Here is a 17,692-nt window from a genome sequence, read left to right on the forward strand (position 1 = left end):
GGTCAGTTCCGAAAACGTTGTGGCTTGAAAGGTTCTATATCGAGCGCCAGCGCATTGCCCGTAATCAGATCACGAATAATGCGTGCCGTCGCTGCCGATTGTGTAAGGCCAAGATGGCCATGGCCGAAGCCATAGTAAATATTACCCCCAGCGGAGGCGCGTCCGATGACCGGCATGGAATCGGGCATGGACGGGCGATATCCCATCCATTGGCGTCCACTTTCAGTTTTTAATCGCGGCAAAAACTGTGAAGCTTTTTTCAGCATTGCAGCCGAGCGAGCATAGTTAGGAGCGAGTTCCAAACCGCCAAACTCAACCGCACCGCCAACACGCAAACCCGTAGCCATAGGCGTCACGACAAAGCCATGACCGGGGAAGGTGAGCTGTCGCTTTACATCAAAGCTGTCAACCGGAAGCGTCGTGTTATAGCCGCGCTCAGTATCGAGCGGCACAACATCACCAAAACCTTTTGCAAGCTTCTTCGACCAGGCACCTGCCATGAGAACCAGATGTGAAGCTGCAATTTCCGAACCATCATCGAGACGAACGACTGCGCCGCCATTCACTGCATGTGCACTTGTCACGGAGGCTTTCAAAAAACGCGCGCCTTTGCTTTCGGCATAGGCCCAGATCGCCTGGCCAAAAAGCTTGGGATCACTGACATTCTTCCAGCCAGGAACAAAGGTTCCGGCAACAAAACGCGGGTCGAGACCCGGCTGCAATGCTTTCAAACGCTCGCCGCGAACATGCTCATAAGCGATACCAGCTTTTGCTTTCGCATCCCATCCGGGTTGAGACGCCTTCAGTTCGGCTTCACTCTCATAAAGTTCTAGGTTGCCGTCTTCACGCAAACGGTCACGCAAGCCAGCGCGATCAATCAGACCCAACATCTCGCTTTGAGCAAGCTGCATCATATGGCCCTGCGCAACAGTGGTCTTTTCCAATGCTTGCTTGCTGCTAGCGCGCCAGAATCGATAAAGCCACGGGATCATTTTTGGGAAATACGACGCGCGGATCGTGAACGGTCCAAGCGGATCCATCAGCCAACCCGGAACTTTACCCATCACACCTTTGGAAGCCATCGGCAGAATATCAGAAAAAGCGAGCGCTGCTGCATTGCCGGAACTGGTTTCCTCACAAATGCCACTTCTATCGATGACCAGAACATCACGGCCCGCCTCTGCAAGCAATGCTGCCGTCGCCACGCCCACGATCCCGCCGCCGATAATAACAATGTCGTGCGAGGCCTTCGGATCAGATTTCATAAATGCACGGCTCCCGACCGTTTCAGCCATCATCGTCTCAGCACAAAATTCTGGCACAGTTTTGCTCTGCTAGCACGACCATCATTCAGCATCTTTTGGAATGACACCATGCGAAAAGCCCGTTATCCATGATAGTCGCTCCTTACCGTTATCGGTATTATTTTGCGACGGCAAACAGCTCTTAATTGATATATCAAAGATATATCTGTAGGCTTGATACCTGTCAATCGCAATCAGTATGAGGCTTCGACTGCATGGAACGTGCAAGTGTTAGTGATAAAGCAGCCAGCAAAAGTATAACCCTCATAGACAGCTGGGGCAGCGAAAGCCTTGCTGAACAAGCTTATCGTGTGCTGGAACGTTTGATCGTTACACTGGAACTGGAACCGGGTTCTATTGTCAATGAGCGCACGCTGATCGAATTGACTGGCATGGGTCGCACCCCGATCCGCGAAGCGATCCAGCGGCTTGCATGGGAAGGACTGGTTGAAGTGCGGCCACGTTCCGGCATTGCTATCGCGCCGATTGATCCAAAAGATTTCAACAAGGTTCTGGATGCCCGGGAAGGCGTTGAGCGCGTATTGGCTCGCGACGCTGCGCGCTTCGGCAGCAAGCGCGATTACGAACGACTACAAACTGCCGCCGATGCGATGCGAGAAGCAATCCCAACTGATAATGTTTCATTGTTTCTTGATGCTGACAAAGCCTTCGACATCGTGTTGGGAAGCGCTGCCGGTAACCCCTTCGCCACGCGCCTTGCAGCTCCATTGCAAACACACAGCCGTCGTTTCTGGTTCCGGTTGCGTCCAACAACAGGAATTGTTGGCTCAGCAAGTGCCCACGCGACACTCATTGAAGCGATCATATCACGAGAGCCAGACCGCGCGAGTGATACCGCCAGCGAATTGATGAGCTATTTGCGCACGCTGGCTCCGTAATGCAAAACTTCAACCCGCGTTCGTCAGGCGATTTGAATAGGAAGTAGAACTCACGTCGGAATCTGCTACCGAGCGGGTATCGAAGATAACTCCGTCATCAGTGCCAATGTCGTTGGTAGCCTGCACATAAGAATGCCGACTACCATGTGCCATATCAATGTTCTGAACTGTCATGATCGAAAATATGGCCATAAAGCCGAACAGTGCCTGCGACGAGTAACGCATCTCCAACGCTCCGCCATGAATTTGACGGCTCAAATTAAGCGCCGTCTCATGTCAGAATAATGGCAAATACATCGCAACAATAAGCGATCACATCACAAATATGCGATCAGCGTCAGCTGACTTTATGCCTTTAGCTGACTTTATGCATTGAGTCCGACATTCTCCGCATAACTTGAAGCGTTGTGTTTAAATCATCGTCGCTGATGCCTTCAAGAAGATCAACGCGCACTTCAGCTGCAAGGTCTACAACCTGCTGTGCAAGCGCTTTACCCTCTTCTGTCATGACGATGCGTTTTGCACGACGGTCGCCTTCAACGGCTTGGCGCTCAACAAATGCCTGACGTTCAAGCCCGTCAATCAGACGAACCATCGTAGCATTCTCAATCTCCAACACCTCTGCCAGTTCTTTCTGGTAAAGACCTTCCTGTTCAATCAGCGTCAACAGGGTACGTGCGCGTGCCAATGTCAGGCCACGTTCCTTCACACGAGCATCAAAAACAGTACGAAGCTTGCGGTTGACCTTCGCCATTGCATCGATCATTTCCGCGCTGAGTTCTGCTCTGCTCATTGCATCAACCTTTATATTAGCAGCCTAACAATTCTATCATGAGATAAAAGGCCGGAATATTATTTTCAAGCGATCTTCGACACCTCACGCAACCGTGATGGTATAGGTCGCTCTACCGTTCAAAATAAAAAAAGCGGACCGAAGTCCGCCTTTTCAAATTCTCTTTTAATGGGAAGCCGAAGCTTGTCCTTTTCAGGCCGGAAGCACCGACCCCTGCAACGTCATCAGCTGGTGCAGGAAAATCTCTGCCTTCGTGCGATGTTCGTTGCTTGTAGCATTTTCAAGATGCTTACGTGCAATTTCAATGCGCTTCTGAATATCAGCCGGATCGACATCATCAACATGCGTTGCCGATTCAGCGAGCACAGTGCAGCCCTGTGGGGTAATGTCAGCAAAGCCGCCAAACACCACGTAGGAGTCAGACTTGCCGTCGCTCAGCTTAACCGAAACGACACCCGGCATGATCGTCGTCATCAGCGGCGAGTGACCAGCAAGCGCCGTCAGGTAGCCTTCGCTGCCCGGAATGACAACTTCCGTCACTTCAGCCGAAAGCAGAAGGCGCTCTGGCGAAACGAGTTCGAATTGGAAAGCTTGAGCCATGGTTCTCACTTAAATTTCTGGAGCCTGATCCCGAAAACAAAACAGCTTCGATAAAAGATCATACTCAAACACATGAACAGGCATTTTCGGCGGGCTTTAAAACCCGCCGAAAATTCAATTCATTAAGCAGCTTCAGCAGCCAGCTTCTTCGCCTTTTCGATCGCTTCTTCAATCGAGCCAACCATGTAGAAGGCTGGTTCTGGAAGATGATCGTATTCACCTGCGCAAAGGCCCTTAAAGCCCTTGATGGTGTCTTCGAGCGCAACAAGCTTACCTGGCGAACCCGTGAACACTTCAGCAACGAAGAACGGCTGTGACAGGAAGCGTTCGATCTTACGAGCGCGCGCAACGGTCAGTTTATCTTCTTCCGACAGTTCGTCCATGCCAAGGATGGCGATGATGTCCTGAAGAGCCTTGTAACGCTGCAGGATTGCCTGAACCTGACGGGCAACCGCGTAGTGTTCTTCACCAACGATCATTGGATCGAGCATACGCGAAGTGGATTCAAGTGGATCCACAGCCGGGTAAATACCCTTTTCAGCAATCGAACGGTTCAGCGTGGTTGTCGCGTCCAAGTGAGCGAACGACGTTGCTGGTGCAGGGTCGGTCAAATCGTCGGCAGGAACGTAAATTGCCTGAACCGAAGTAATCGAACCCTTGGTCGTCGTGGTGATGCGTTCCTGCATCGCGCCCATGTCAGTTGCCAGCGTTGGCTGATAACCCACAGCGGATGGAATACGGCCGAGAAGAGCCGAAAGTTCCGAACCAGCCTGCGTAAAGCGGAAGATATTGTCCACGAAGAACAGAACGTCCTGGCCCTTGTCACGGAAGTTTTCAGCAACCGTCAGACCCGAAAGAGCAACACGAGCGCGCGCACCTGGTGGCTCATTCATCTGACCGTAAACGAGTGCGGCCTTGGAGCCTTCACCGCCACCGAGCTTGTTAACGCCCGATTCGATCATTTCGTGGTAAAGGTCATTACCTTCACGAGTACGTTCACCAACGCCTGCGAATACCGAGTAACCGCCGTGCGCCTTAGCAACGTTGTTGATCAGTTCCATGATGAGAACGGTCTTACCAACGCCGGCACCGCCGAACAGACCAATCTTACCACCCTTTGCGTAAGGAGCGAGAAGGTCCACAACCTTAATGCCCGTTACGAGGATTTCAGCTTCGGTCGACTGTTCGATGTACTCAGGAGCTTCCTGGTGGATCGCGCGACGTGCAGTGGTCTTGATTGGACCTGCTTCGTCAACTGGCTCACCAATAACGTTCATGATGCGGCCAAGCGTTTCTTCGCCAACCGGAACCATGATCGGGTTGCCCGTGTCACGTACTTCGTGACCACGAACCAGACCTTCGGTCGAGTCCATAGCAATCGTGCGAACGGTGTTTTCGCCCAGATGCTGAGCAACTTCGAGTACCAGACGGCTACCCAGGTTGTCAGTTTCCAGAGCGTTAAGGATCAGCGGAAGCTGACCGTCTTCGAACTGTACGTCGACAACAGCGCCGATAACCTGTGTAATTTTGCCAACTGCGCCTGTCGTTGCAGCCTTCGGAGCTGCATCGGCCTTAGTGGCAGCAGTCTTTGCAGGAGCCTTTTTGGCTGGAGCTTTTGCCGCTGCTGGCTTTGCTTCGGCCGCGGCGGTAGTTTTCGGGGTCGCTGCTTTTGCCATCGATCCTTTACCTTCCGTTAGCATGATCCCGAAAAGTTGCAGACCTTTCGGAGAAAACCATGCGATGAACCTTAACTCTAAAGCGCTTCCGCGCCCGAAATGATTTCGATGAGTTCTTTGGTGATCTGAGCCTGACGCTGACGGTTATACGTGATCGACAATTTGTTGATCATGTCACCCGCGTTGCGCGTTGCATTGTCCATCGCGCTCATCTTCGCGCCCATTTCGCCCGCCACATTTTCCAGCAGAGCGCGGAAAATCTGGACCGAAATGTTGCGCGGGATCAGTGTGCTCAGGATCTCCGCAGGATCAGGTTCGTACTCATAAATCGCATCGCCTGCAGTTCCTGCCTGCTCAGTAGCACCAGCCGAAGCCGGGATAATCTGCTGTGCAGTTGGGATCTGTGCAATCACCGACTTGAACTCGGAATAGAACAGTGTGCAGACATCAAATGCGCCCTGTTCAAACAGTTCGATGATCTTGTGGCCGATCTGGTCGGCATGCACAAAAGCAAGCTGTTTGACTTCTCGCAGATTGATATGGTCGATGATCAACGACGCAAATTCACGACGCAGAATATCTGCACCCTTTTTGCCGATCGTCAGAATCTTGACTGTCTTGCCTTCGCTCAGGAGCTTGCGGGCATGATCACGCGCATAACGCGCGATCTGCGAGTTGAAACCGCCGCAAAGACCACGTTCTGCCGTCGCGACGACGAGCAGATGCACGTCGTCCTTACCTGTACCAGCCATCAAAGCCGGTGCATCTTCACCGCTCACGTTCTGCGCGATGTTAGCGAGAACGGCGCCCATGCGCTGCGAGTAAGGCCGTGCGGCCTCTGCAGCTTCCTGGGCACGGCGCAGCTTCGCCGCGGCGACCATCTGCATCGCCTTGGTGATTTTCTGCGTCGCCTTGACCGAGGCGATACGGTTTCTCAGATCCTTTAGTGAAGGCATCCGTTCATCCCGTCACAAAGTTCAAGCGAAAGACTTGGCGAACGCGTCGACCGCTGCCTTGAGCTTTGCTTTGATGTTGTCGGTGAGTGCCTTTTCATCGCGGATCGCGTCGAGAACATCCTTGTGCTCGGTGCGCAGCGAAGAAAGAAGACCCGCTTCGAACTTGCCAACCTGGTTGACGGCGATCTTGTCGAGATAGCCATTCACGCCAGCGTAAATCACGGCAACCTGTTCTTCCGTCTTGAGCGGCGAGAACTGTGGCTGCTTGAGAAGTTCGGTCAGACGTGCACCGCGGTTAAGCAAACGCTGTGTCGAAGCATCAAGATCCGAACCGAACTGAGCAAATGCTGCCATTTCACGATACTGGGCGAGTTCACCCTTAATCGAACCGGCAACCTGCTTCATGGCCTTGATCTGAGCGGACGAACCAACGCGCGAAACCGACAGACCCACGTTAACAGCAGGACGGATACCCTGATAGAACAGGTTGGTTTCGAGGAAGATCTGGCCGTCAGTGATCGAGATCACGTTGGTCGGAATGAACGCGGAAACGTCGTTACCCTGCGTTTCGATGACTGGCAGAGCCGTCAGCGAACCAGCGCCGTTTTCGTCGTTGAGCTTCGCAGCGCGCTCGAGAAGACGCGAGTGAAGGTAGAAAACGTCGCCCGGATACGCTTCACGGCCCGGAGGACGACGAAGCAGAAGCGACATCTGACGGTAAGCGACAGCCTGCTTGGAAAGATCGTCATAACCGATCAGAGCGTGCTGGCCATTGTCACGGAAATATTCGCCGATAGCGCAGCCTGCGAATGGTGCAAGGTACTGCATCGGAGCCGGATCAGAAGCGGTAGCCGCGATCACGACGGAATATTCAAGAGCGCCGCGTTCTTCGAGAACCTTAACGAACTGAGCAACAGTGGAACGCTTCTGGCCGATAGCAACGTAAACGCAATAAAGCTTTTCGCTGTCCGGGCCGTTGTCGTGGATTGGCTTCTGGTTCAGGAAAGTATCGAGAATGATCGCGGTTTTACCGGTCTGACGGTCACCGATGACCAGCTCGCGCTGACCACGACCAACAGGGATCAGAGCGTCAACAGCCTTGAGGCCGGTCGACATTGGCTCATGAACCGACTTACGCGGAATGATGCCCGGCGCCTTAACGTCGACGCGGCGACGTTCGGTAGCAACGATTGGACCCTTGCCGTCGATTGGGTTGCCGAGAGCATCGACAACGCGGCCGAGCAGGCCTGGACCGACTGGAACGTCAACGATCGCGCCGGTACGCTTGACGACGTCGCCTTCCTTGATGTCACGGTCGGCGCCGAAAATAACCACACCGACATTGTCGGTTTCGAGGTTAAGCGCCATGCCGCGAATACCACCAGGGAATTCGACCATTTCGCCAGCCTGAACATTGTCCAGACCGTAAACGCGGGCGATACCGTCGCCAACGGACAGAACCTGACCGACTTCGGAGACCTCAGCCTCCTTGCCGAAGTTCTTGATTTGCTCTTTCAGGATAGCGGAAATTTCCGCGGCGCGGATGTCCATCAGCCGACCTCTTTCAGTGCAAGCTTGAGAGAAGAAAGTTTTGTGCGAAGGGACGTGTCGATCTGACGCGAACCCATTTTGACGACAAGCCCGCCGAGGATCGAAGGATCGACGGTGACATTGATCGTCACGTCCTTGCCGGCGACGCCCTTCAGCGTTGCCTTCAATTCGTTCTGCTGTGCAGCAGTTAATTCGTGCGCAGAGATAACATCGGCGGAAATTTCACCGCGATGTTCGGCTGCAATCGCACGGAAAGCGGCGATAATGCCAGGCAACGCGAAAAGGCGGCGATTAGACGCCACGACGCGCAGGAAATTGCCGACAAGACCCTTGATGCCAGCCTTATCAGCAATCGCGCCAATGGCGTGAAGCTGGTCTTCTGCATTGAAGACCGGGCTGGAAATCAGACGCTTCAGGTCTTCGCTTCCGCTCAGAAGCGCCTCGAAACGGCCAAGATCTTTTTCCACAGCAGCAACGGATTTTGCATCGAGCGCAAGCTCAAACAACGATCCGGCGTAGCGCTGTGCGACACCTGAAATGAGCGAAGACGTTTCTGCCACGAACAACCTGCTCTCTACGTTGAAACCATCTTTTTGGGAGTTCAGCAGGACCAAATGGCCCAAGCAGATGATTTTATTGAATGTTTCCGGGGAACCCCTGACGCGCGAGCGCGACAACACCGAAATGTGATTGCCGTCTAGCATAGACGAACCGGACTCGCAACACGCGAATCCCGCACTTTTGTGTAAGTTTTGCCGCTATTTTAGGTTAGAAAACGACTGACTAAGCTCACTAATCAAGCATGATGCTTTTTAGCACAGCAATCCAACTTCAGCTGATAAAGCCAAAAGCGTAAAGCAGAGCTGCGGCAGCAAGTGCAAATTCGATAACGGCAGCGATGATATTGTAAAAAGTTGCACCTTTGTCCGACATCATCGAAATGAAGCGTCCGAACAGCGCAAATCCCCAAACAGCCCCAAGCACAACCCACAAAAATGGCTGTGCAAAAATCAAACAACCGAGCCCTACACCCAGATATGGACCAGCAAGCACTGCGCGAATGGAGCTGTAAGCTTCCGGGCGTGCATTGATCGGCTGAAGACGCAGCAGCTTCATGGTAATGCCAGGCGCAAACAACATGACGACACCGGCCAGCGCTGTTACGACTGCCGCACTCCATGCAAGCCATTCGCCAGTTGTCGCAGGAAGATAGAATTCCATCAGATTTTATCCTCTTATCAATCTTGCACTCTGTAGCTGAAATCAGGGCTTGTTGTCATGCCTGCTCTCTGAGGTGGTTAGACAGCGCAGATTTTGGTTTTGCTAGGCCGAAAACGGTGGATTAGGAGAACCGGCGCGCAGCGTACTTGAAGTACGTGAGCACCGGAAGCGCACGAAGACGCCGTTTGCAGGCCAGCATAACCAAAATATCAGGTGCCTAAAGGAAGCTTTGCGGATCAATGTCAATATTCACCCGGATCGAGCCGCGTTCTTTTGGAGAAGCAGCCAACAAAGCACGGATAAACCCTTGAATATCTGCGCGTTTTGTGCCGTGAATGAGGATACGGAAGCGATGGCGCCCACGCACAATCGCAAGTGGTGCCTCTGCTGGTCCTAGCACAGAAATCTCTGGTGATGCGGGGGCTGCACGGCGCAACGCTCGCGCATGGTTCTCGGCGTCTGGCCGGTTATCCGCAGAGATAATGAGTGCCGCGAGACGCCCAAAAGGCGGCAGAACACTACGCTCCCGCTCTTCGATTTCGCGTGCATAAAAGGCTTCCGAATCGCCACTAATAATAGCCTTCATCACTGGATGATCAGGCTGATAGGTTTGTAAAAGGCCGAGACTTTTGCGGCCTGTTCGTCCTGCACGACCCGTCACCTGATTGAGCAACTGGAATGTGCGTTCAACAGCGCGTGGATCGCCATTAGCAAGCCCAAGGTCGGCATCCACCACGCCCACCAGCGTCATATTGGGGAAGTTGTGCCCCTTGGCGACAAGCTGCGTGCCGATCACAATATCCGCCTCACCCTTGGCGATGGCATCCAGTTCAAGCCGCAGACGCTTCACACCACCCGCCATATCCGATGACAGCACAATGATTCGCGCATCCGGGAAGGTTGCGGCTACTTCTTCCGCAATCCGCTCCACGCCGGGGCCACAAGCGACCAGATGATCAAGCGTACCGCATTCCGGGCAGGCTTCCGGCACTGGCTCGTGATAGCCACACTGATGACACATCAACTGATTGCGAAAGCGATGCTCGACCAGCCAGCTGGAACATTGCGGACACTGAAAACGATGGCCGCAGACACGGCACAGCGTAAGCGGCGCATAACCGCGCCTGTTGAGAAACAGCAGCGCCTGCTCACCGCGTTCCACTGTTTTACCCACAGCTTCTGTGAGCGCTGGCGACAAAAATCGCCCCGGCGGCGGCGGCGACCGTCGCATATCAATGGTTTTCAGTGTCGGCAGTGCCGCTTCCGCATAACGACCATAAAGCTTGATTCGCCTGTATCGCCCCTGATCAGCATTGACCTGGCTCTCGATAGATGGCGTCGCCGACGCCAGTATCACCGGAAAACCACCAATATGACCACGCACCACGGCCATATCCCGCGCATTGTAATAGACGCGATCTTCCTGCTTGTAAGCCGGATCATGTTCTTCATCGACCACGATCAGGCCAAGTTCTTTGAATGGTAAAAACAATGCCGAACGCGCACCGGCAACGACCCGGACTGTGCCTTCTGTCACTTGCCGCCAGACGCGTTCCCGCGTGCGCGGTGCAAGATCAGAATGCCATTCCGCAGGTTTTGAGCCGAAACGATCATGAAAACGGTCGAGAAACTGCTGCGTCAGTGCAATTTCAGGCAGGAGAATCAGCACCTGCTTACCCTGATCAAGCGCCTTGGCCACAGCTTCAAAGTAAACTTCGGTTTTGCCTGATCCGGTCACGCCATCAAGCAGCGATACGGAAAACGCATCGGCCTCAACTGATTCGGCTAGCATTTCAGCAGCCGCTTGTTGATCTTCCGAAAGTGCTGCTCGCGCATAACTCGTGTCAGGCGTGGCCACCACTGCGGGCGGAGGCAACATGACTTCTTCGAACACGCCCTGCGTTTTCAAACCATCCACAACCGTCAGCGAGACACCGGCAGCGTGCGCAAGGCCTGAACGCGTCCAGGCAAGCCCATCGCGTGCCAGTTCCATCACGCGAGCACGGGCACCAGTCATGCGTTCTGGCTCACTACCATTGTAACGAATCCCCGGTACTTTTGGCTCAGGATCAAAGGCCGCAGGCGCGCGCAACACCATCCGCGCCACCATTCCGGGCGGCGAAAGCGTATAATCTGCGGCCCAGCGCATGAAGCGCAGCATTTCGCCATCGACAGGCGGGCAATCAAAAACTTCCGTGATCGCGCGTAGTTTTTTGGAATCCACCGCATCGGTTGCGCCATCGCAGACAATGCCCGCAACCTCGCGCGGCCCCAAAGGCACGCGCACAATCGAACCGGGCTGGACATGCATTCCAGCCGGCACCATATAAGAATAAGGACGCTCTGCGGGCATAGGTACAAGCACCGGCACCACGCTTTGGGTGGGCTCCGCAAACAGGCTCAAAATATCGTGCGAATCTTTCGACATGATAGCGTGACCTTGGCGCGGCTTTGCGCTAAAGAAAAGCCACCTTGCCGGATTTAAATCAATTTAAATCCCCTAACCCGCGCTCATTATGGAGGAACGCTGTTATGAAGTTTTTCGTCGACACTGCGGACGTCAAGGAAATCCGCGAACTCAACGATCTCGGTCTGGTTGATGGCGTGACCACCAATCCATCGCTGATCCTGAAGTCCGGCCGCGATATTCTTGAAGTAACCAAAGAAATCTGCTCCTTCGTCAAGGGTCCGGTTTCGGCTGAAGTTGCTGGAACAGAATATGAGCAGATCATGAAGGAAGCTGCAGTCATTGCCAAGATCGCAGACAATATCTGCATCAAGCTGCCACTGACGCTCGATGGCCTCAAGGCTTGTAAGGCACTGACCTCCGATGGTCACAAAACCAACGTGACGCTCTGCTTCTCAGCCAATCAGGCTCTGCTCGCTGCAAAGGCTGGTGCTACATTCGTTTCGCCATTCATCGGCCGTATCGATGATATGGGCATCAACGGCATGGAACTGATTGCTGAAATCCGTACCATCTTCGACAACTACGATTTCCGTACCGAAATCCTGGCTGCTTCGGTTCGCACCGTAAACCACGTCAAGGAAGCTGCTCTCATCGGCGCAGACGTTGTTACTGCACCACCAGCAACACTAAAGGCACTCGTCAAGCATCCGCTGACCGACAAGGGCCTCGAAACATTCCTCGCCGACTGGGCAAAGACTGGCCAGAAAATCGCTTAATCAGTTCGCTGATTAAAATACAAAACGGCGGATCAGTGATCCGCCGTTTTTGTTTATCCAAGTTCCGTTTCGCCATCATGCTTGGCGACACGGATCGGCCTGCTACCGCAATATTCGGTAATCGCCTCAGCAAGCCGAGCCGAATGTGTCACCACCCATATCTGGCTGCGCTCAGAAGCGCGCGCGATCATCTTAGCAAGCGATGGTATCATATCGGGATGCAGGCTTGCCTCTGGCTCATTCAAAGCAATCAAAGGTGGCAAGCGGTAAGACAAAAGCGCACCAGCCAAAGCCAGCAAACGTATCTGCCCATCGGACAATTCACCCGGACGAAACACGCGATGCGGAAAAGCTGGGAAACTCAGACCAAATGTCGCCGTCTCTTGCGGATAGGGGGTATCGAGCTTCGCGCCTTCAAGCGCACTTGCAATCAACTCACCGAGATCAACCGTATCCTGACGGATATGCGCAAGCGTCGCAAAGACCGAAGCGAGATTGTTGCCGTCTTCATCGAGCATCGAAGCGGTTGCTGCGATTGATGGCTGACGCATAGGTGCATCGCGGTCACTTCTGAAACCATGATAGAAACGCCAGCCGCGCATTTGCGCCGCGAGATCACCGATCTCAGGATAATGCCCGGATTGTCCAAGCACCGACAATGCACTCTCCGACGTCAAAAGACGACTTGGATGTTCGGTTCGCCGCCCCTCCCCGTCGCGCGCAAAAACCGCAGGTCCTTTGCGATCCATGAGATCAACAGGACGTCGCCCGGTATCGAGATTAAGCTGCTCTTGCTTGATCTGTGGTTCGAACGGAAATGCACCCGATACCGGCGGCGGCAGACCAGCCTCGACACGATAAGACAAGCGCGAGGCAAGCCGTTCGTCTTCAAACTCGGCTTCAAGAATGATTCGGGCGGACTCCTGCTTGCGCCGCACACCGCCCCACATGGCGGATTGCATGCCACCTTCACGGACAATTTCATTTGAGAACGTACCTTGGGCGGCAGCCTTCACCAATTGCAGGGCGCGATAGAGATTGGATTTCCCGGCACCATTTTCACCAACAAAAACCGTAACCTGTCCGAGATCAAACCGGACAGACCGAAGTGAACGATAGCCTTTTGCTGAGAATGAAACGAGCCGCATAATTTCCTCTGTCAGATAAGCAAAAGGCGGCACAAGATGCGCCGCCTTTTATAATTCAACGAACTAATCCGCTCAGAGCTTCGACATCTGCATCGCGATGGCGAGATAAATCTGCTCGGCCAGTTCTTCGGCAGCACGCTTGGTCGCATCACGCTCTGCACGCAGGTTAGCGAATTCCTGACGCGGACGGTCGAAGGATGCGCCGACTGTACGCGTGCCAGCTTTCAGCGGCTTGCCGTCCTTATCAAACAACACGAAGTTGGACTTTGCATTGACCGTACCTGCCGATGGACGGCCCGTGCGATCAGTCTGATCGCCAATATCAACACTGACAAATGACGTGACCGACTTGCTCAGACCAAGACGGAGTTTGTAGACCGGATTTGCAGGCTCGCCAGCACCGCCCGAAAGCAAAAAAATCAGCCGGTTGCGAACCTGAACACCATAAATGTCGTTCACCGGCTCGACCGAGATCGATGCCAGCTTCGAGCGCATATCCGGCGTCACACTACCGCCGATGGTGCTGCCAGCACTGCCGCCGCCCGAATAGAGCGGCTGCACGGTGCAGCCAGCGAGAAGAGCTACAGCTCCCAGTGCTACAACGACACCACGGAGGCTCTTGAAAGCGGTCATGAAGCGATCAGGCAACGACATTGACGATCCTTTGCGGAACCACGATGATCTTCTTCGGCGTGCCTCCTTCGAGGGCTGCCTTGACAAAGTCAAGTTCGAGCACCGCCTGCTGGATTGTAGCTTGATCAGCGTCGCGCGCGATTGTCAAATCACCACGCTTCTTACCGTTAATCTGAACCGGCAGAACGATCTCGTTTTCCACGATCATCGCTGCATCAAACTTCGGCCATGGCGCAGTTGCGGCAATCGTTTGCTCGCCAGCAATTGTTCCACCAAGCTCGCTCACACATTGTTCAGCCAAATGCGGCATCATCGGTGCCAGCATCAGAACCAGCATTTCAGTGGCTTCGCGCACTGCACCCTTCAGCTGCTCATCAGCCTGACCAGATGCAACCTGCTGCAACGGTGCAGCAAGCGTATTGACCAACTCGTAAAGACGAGCAACAGCGCGGTTGAAAGCGAGCTTTTCAATGTCATCGCCGACAGCCTGAACCGTCTTGTGCGCAGCTTTCGTAACAGCAAGTGCTTCGCCTTCTGCACCGGACTTCGCAGCAACATCCTTCAGAACAGGAGCAGCTTCCGAAACCAGACGCCACACGCGCTGCACAAAGCGATGTGCACCTTCGGCACCCGCTTCCGTCCAGATCACATCCCGTTCTGGCGGGCTGTCGGAGAGCATGAACCAGCGTGCAGTATCAGCTCCATAAGACGAGATAATGTCGTCCGGATCGACCACATTCTTCTTCGACTTCGACATTTTTTCAATCGAGCCGATTTCAACCGGAGCGCCACTATCAAGCATAGTCGCAATGCGCTTGCCGTCTGATTCTTCAATGCGAATATCGGCAGGTGCCACCCACTGGCCATCAGCCTTATAGGTTTCGTGCACCACCATGCCCTGCGTGAACAAGCCCTTGAACGGCTCATCAATGCCGACATGGCCAGCCACTTTCATGGCGCGGGTGAAGAAGCGCGAATACAGCAGATGCAGGATCGCATGCTCAACACCGCCAATATACTGATCAACCGGCAACCAGCGATCCGCAACCGCACGATCCGTTGGCTCGTTTTCCCAAGGAGCCGTGAAGCGTGTGTAATACCACGACGAATCGACGAACGTATCCATCGTGTCGGTTTCGCGACGCGCTTCGCCACCGCATTTCGGGCACTTCACATGACGCCATGTTGCATGACGATCAAGCGGATTTCCCGGACGGTCGAACTCGACATCATCTGGCAGCTTGACCGGCAGATCGGCACGCGGCACCGGATTGACGCCACAGCTTTCGCAATGGATCATCGGGATCGGGCAACCCCAATAACGCTGGCGCGAAATACCCCAGTCGCGCAGACGGAACTGAACTTTACGTTGAGCCTGCGGGCGACCATCAAGCTCAGTCTTTTCGAGACGATCAGCCACTTCAGCAAATGCTGCTTCCGGTGTCATACCATCCAGGAAGCGCGAATTGATCATCACGCCATCGTCGGTGAAAGCCGTTTCGCCAACGCTAAAGCTCGCAGCATCCTCACCCTTTGGCAGAACAACTGGTGTGACTTTCAGCGCATATTTATTGGCGAAATCCAGATCGCGCTGATCATGCGCCGGGCAGCCGAACACCGCGCCCGTACCATATTCCATCAGCACGAAATTGGCGACATAGAGCGGCAGCTCCCAGTTTTCATCAAACGGGTGCTTGACCTTAACGCCAGTATCAAAGCCCTTCTTTTCAGCCTTTTCCAGCGCTTCAAGCGACGTGCCATGCTGATGGCACTCATCAATGAATGAGGTCAGCTCAGCATTGTTTTCAGCAAGCGTCTTCGCCAGTGGATGATCTGGAGAGATCGCAACAAAAGACGCACCGAACAACGTGTCCGGGCGGGTCGTGTAAACCTCAACTTCCGAGAAACCGGCCGGGGCCGTAGACGCATTCAATGCGAAACGAACCTGCAAGCCTTCCGACTTACCGATCCAGTTCTTCTGCATGACGCGGACTTTTTCCGGCCACTGGTCAAGTGTGTCGAGACCAGCCAGCAAGTCTTCGCTGAAATCGGTGATCTTGAAGAACCACTGCGTCAGTTCGCGCTGTTCGACCAGCGCACCTGAACGCCAGCCGCGACCATCCACCACCTGCTCATTGGCAAGCACGGTGTTGTCGACCGGATCCCAGTTAACTTTGGAGGTCTTGCGTGTAACCAGACCTTTTTCATACAGGTCAATGAACAGCATCTGCTGACGATGATAATATTCGACATCGCAGGTCGCAAACTCACGCGACCAGTCAAGCGACAGGCCCATGGATTTAAGCTGACGCTTCATCGTATCGATGTTCTGATAGGTCCATTCTTTCGGATGCACCTTGTTCTGCATGGCCGCGTTTTCCGCAGGCATGCCGAATGCGTCCCACCCCATCGGATGAAGGACGTTAAAACCCTTGGCACGCTTGTAACGCGCCACCACATCACCCATCGCATAGTTACGCACATGGCCCATGTGAATGCGCCCTGACGGATAAGGGAACATTTCGAGCACGTAGTATTTTTCGCGCGGATCGCTGTTGTCAGTCTCGAAAGTCTGGTTTTCTTCCCAGATTTTCTGCCAATGTGCTTCCGCAACACGCGGATTATAACGTTCGGATGCCATGAGCGTATTTACTCGTACGAAGGTGATGCAATAAGGAGAGTCGATATTTAATGGCGACCTTCACCACGTATTGGCGAGAGCGTCAAGTTTTTGCGGACTTAAAAGCCTGAAAGCGAGAGTTTCATGTCAGATATTGGTTCGAACCTGAACACGGTCAAGACCGCGATTGAAGATGCCGAGAAAGAAGCGCACCGCAAAAAGGGCTCTGTAACACTCGTTGCCGTATCCAAAACCTTCGATGCAGATGAAATTCGCCCGGCGCTCGATCTCGGTCAGCGGGTGTTTGGTGAAAACCGCGTTCAGGAAGCGCAAGCCAAGTGGCCCGGCTTACGCGAAGCCTATTCCGGCATAGAATTACATCTCATCGGACCGCTGCAATCAAACAAAGCAGCCGATGCTGTTGCTCTGTTTGATGTGATTGAAACTGTGGACCGCGAGAAGATCGCCGCCGCTTTAGCTGTCGAGATCAAAAAGCAGGGCAAAAGTCCAAAGCTCTATGTACAAGTGAATACCGGCCTTGAAGAACAAAAAGCTGGCATACCGCCAAAAGAGGCTGTTGCCTTTGTCGAACGCTGCCGCACGGAACACGGCCTCTTAATAGAAGGTCTGATGTGTATTCCGCCAGCGGATGCAAATCCTGGGCCGCATTTTGCACTGCTGGAAAAGATCGCCCGCGACGCAGGCGTCGAAAAGCTCTCCATGGGCATGTCGGGCGATTACGAGATCGCAGTTGGTTTTGGCGCGACATCTGTGCGCGTTGGCTCAGCAATTTTTGGCGAACGGAGCTATTCACCCTCGGCTTGAGGGGGAGTTGGGCGCCGATGTGCCCTCACCCGCTCTATTATTTGGGTGTAAATCCAAGTCAAAGTAATTGCCACCACACCACCGAATGCGATTGCCATTAATCACGTGAGCGCAAGCAGAAGCTCCTTACTGCTTGTTTGCAAAAAGCGTCCCGCATCCATTACAATCAGCACGGTTGCGGGCGCCAGACGCCAATTGAACGGATAACGATCGGTCATCAGGATCATGAAGACGGTGAACGCCTCTCCAAACAGACTGGCAACCGGCGAATATCCCACGA

At 53.9% G+C, this 17,692-nt stretch carries 17 protein-coding genes; 3 read left to right on the forward strand and 14 right to left on the reverse strand.

The features are described 5' to 3' along the window. Positions 1-2: 2 nt before the first annotated feature. Entirely contained in the window at positions 3-1,265 is a 1,263-nt protein-coding gene (locus RI570_RS04740) for an FAD-binding oxidoreductase (protein WP_313827236.1), read from the reverse strand. Positions 1,266-1,519: 254 nt separating this feature from the next. On the opposite strand from RI570_RS04740, the gene RI570_RS04745 reads away from it, so the two are divergent. Next, positions 1,520-2,203, forward strand: a complete 684-nt coding sequence (locus RI570_RS04745; RefSeq protein WP_313827237.1) for a GntR family transcriptional regulator — start codon at positions 1,520-1,522, stop codon at positions 2,201-2,203. A gap of 9 nt (positions 2,204-2,212) precedes the next feature. On the opposite strand, the gene RI570_RS04750 is transcribed toward RI570_RS04745, so the two are convergent. The 9 genes from RI570_RS04750 to RI570_RS04790 form a co-directional block, all read right to left on the reverse strand. Beyond that, positions 2,213-2,461 (reverse strand): hypothetical protein, encoded by a 249-nt coding sequence (locus tag RI570_RS04750; protein ID WP_313827238.1) that lies wholly within the window; start codon positions 2,459-2,461, stop codon positions 2,213-2,215. 97 nt (positions 2,462-2,558) lie between these two features. Further along, on the reverse strand, positions 2,559-2,996 hold the full coding sequence (locus RI570_RS04755; protein WP_313827239.1) for a MarR family transcriptional regulator: 438 nt from the start codon (positions 2,994-2,996) through the stop codon (positions 2,559-2,561). 192 nt (positions 2,997-3,188) lie between these two features. Continuing rightward, positions 3,189-3,596 carry a F0F1 ATP synthase subunit epsilon gene (locus tag RI570_RS04760; RefSeq protein ID WP_313827240.1) on the reverse strand — a complete coding sequence of 136 codons (408 nt, stop codon included), beginning with the start codon at positions 3,594-3,596 and terminating at the stop codon, positions 3,189-3,191. 122 nt (positions 3,597-3,718) lie between these two features. After that, entirely contained in the window at positions 3,719-5,272 is a 1,554-nt protein-coding gene (gene atpD, locus RI570_RS04765) for a F0F1 ATP synthase subunit beta (RefSeq protein WP_313827241.1), read from the reverse strand. A gap of 77 nt (positions 5,273-5,349) precedes the next feature. Beyond that, complete coding sequence (locus RI570_RS04770; protein WP_313827242.1) at positions 5,350-6,228, reverse strand: F0F1 ATP synthase subunit gamma; 879 nt, start codon at positions 6,226-6,228, stop codon at positions 5,350-5,352. Positions 6,229-6,249: 21 nt separating this feature from the next. After that, positions 6,250-7,779: a F0F1 ATP synthase subunit alpha gene (gene atpA / locus RI570_RS04775; RefSeq protein WP_007876822.1), complete on the reverse strand. Its 1,530-nt coding sequence runs from the start codon at positions 7,777-7,779 to the stop codon at positions 6,250-6,252. Next, entirely contained in the window at positions 7,779-8,339 is a 561-nt protein-coding gene (locus RI570_RS04780) for a F0F1 ATP synthase subunit delta (RefSeq protein ID WP_250041224.1), read from the reverse strand. Before RI570_RS04780 ends, atpA begins: the two co-directional genes overlap by 1 nt. Before the next feature lie 271 nt (positions 8,340-8,610). After that, a complete protein-coding gene (locus RI570_RS04785) occupies positions 8,611-9,000 on the reverse strand; it encodes a DUF4345 family protein (RefSeq protein WP_313827243.1) in 390 nt (129 codons plus the stop codon). A 217-nt stretch (positions 9,001-9,217) separates the two neighbouring features. Beyond that, positions 9,218-11,428 (reverse strand): primosomal protein N', encoded by a 2,211-nt coding sequence (locus RI570_RS04790; protein WP_313827244.1) that lies wholly within the window; start codon positions 11,426-11,428, stop codon positions 9,218-9,220. A 104-nt stretch (positions 11,429-11,532) separates the two neighbouring features. Between RI570_RS04790 and fsa the strand changes: the two genes are divergently transcribed. After that, entirely contained in the window at positions 11,533-12,186 is a 654-nt protein-coding gene (fsa, locus tag RI570_RS04795) for a fructose-6-phosphate aldolase (RefSeq protein WP_250041236.1), read from the forward strand. Positions 12,187-12,239: 53 nt separating this feature from the next. On the opposite strand, the gene RI570_RS04800 is transcribed toward fsa, so the two are convergent. The 3 genes from RI570_RS04800 to leuS form a co-directional block, all read right to left on the reverse strand. Beyond that, entirely contained in the window at positions 12,240-13,334 is a 1,095-nt protein-coding gene (locus RI570_RS04800; protein ID WP_313827245.1) for an AAA family ATPase, read from the reverse strand. A 72-nt stretch (positions 13,335-13,406) separates the two neighbouring features. After that, positions 13,407-13,988 carry an LPS assembly lipoprotein LptE gene (gene lptE / locus RI570_RS04805; RefSeq protein ID WP_313827246.1) on the reverse strand — a complete coding sequence of 194 codons (582 nt, stop codon included), beginning with the start codon at positions 13,986-13,988 and terminating at the stop codon, positions 13,407-13,409. Then, positions 13,975-16,608, reverse strand: coding sequence for a leucine--tRNA ligase (gene leuS, locus RI570_RS04810; protein WP_313827247.1), 2,634 nt, complete (start codon positions 16,606-16,608; stop codon positions 13,975-13,977). The genes lptE and leuS overlap by 14 nt, the downstream gene beginning before the upstream one ends. A gap of 123 nt (positions 16,609-16,731) precedes the next feature. Here leuS and RI570_RS04815 point away from each other — a divergent pair, with 123 nt between their 5' ends. Beyond that, positions 16,732-17,412: a YggS family pyridoxal phosphate-dependent enzyme gene (locus RI570_RS04815; RefSeq protein WP_313827248.1), complete on the forward strand. Its 681-nt coding sequence runs from the start codon at positions 16,732-16,734 to the stop codon at positions 17,410-17,412. 101 nt (positions 17,413-17,513) lie between these two features. Here the strand turns inward: RI570_RS04815 and RI570_RS04820 are convergent, their stop codons facing one another. After that, positions 17,514-17,690 carry a hypothetical protein gene (locus RI570_RS04820; RefSeq protein ID WP_313827249.1) on the reverse strand — a complete coding sequence of 59 codons (177 nt, stop codon included), beginning with the start codon at positions 17,688-17,690 and terminating at the stop codon, positions 17,514-17,516. Between the last annotated feature and the right edge of the window lie 2 nt (positions 17,691-17,692).

The organism is Brucella pseudogrignonensis, assembly GCF_032190615.1.
In the GTDB taxonomy this organism is placed as follows: Bacteria; Pseudomonadota; Alphaproteobacteria; order Rhizobiales; family Rhizobiaceae; genus Brucella; species Brucella pseudogrignonensis_B.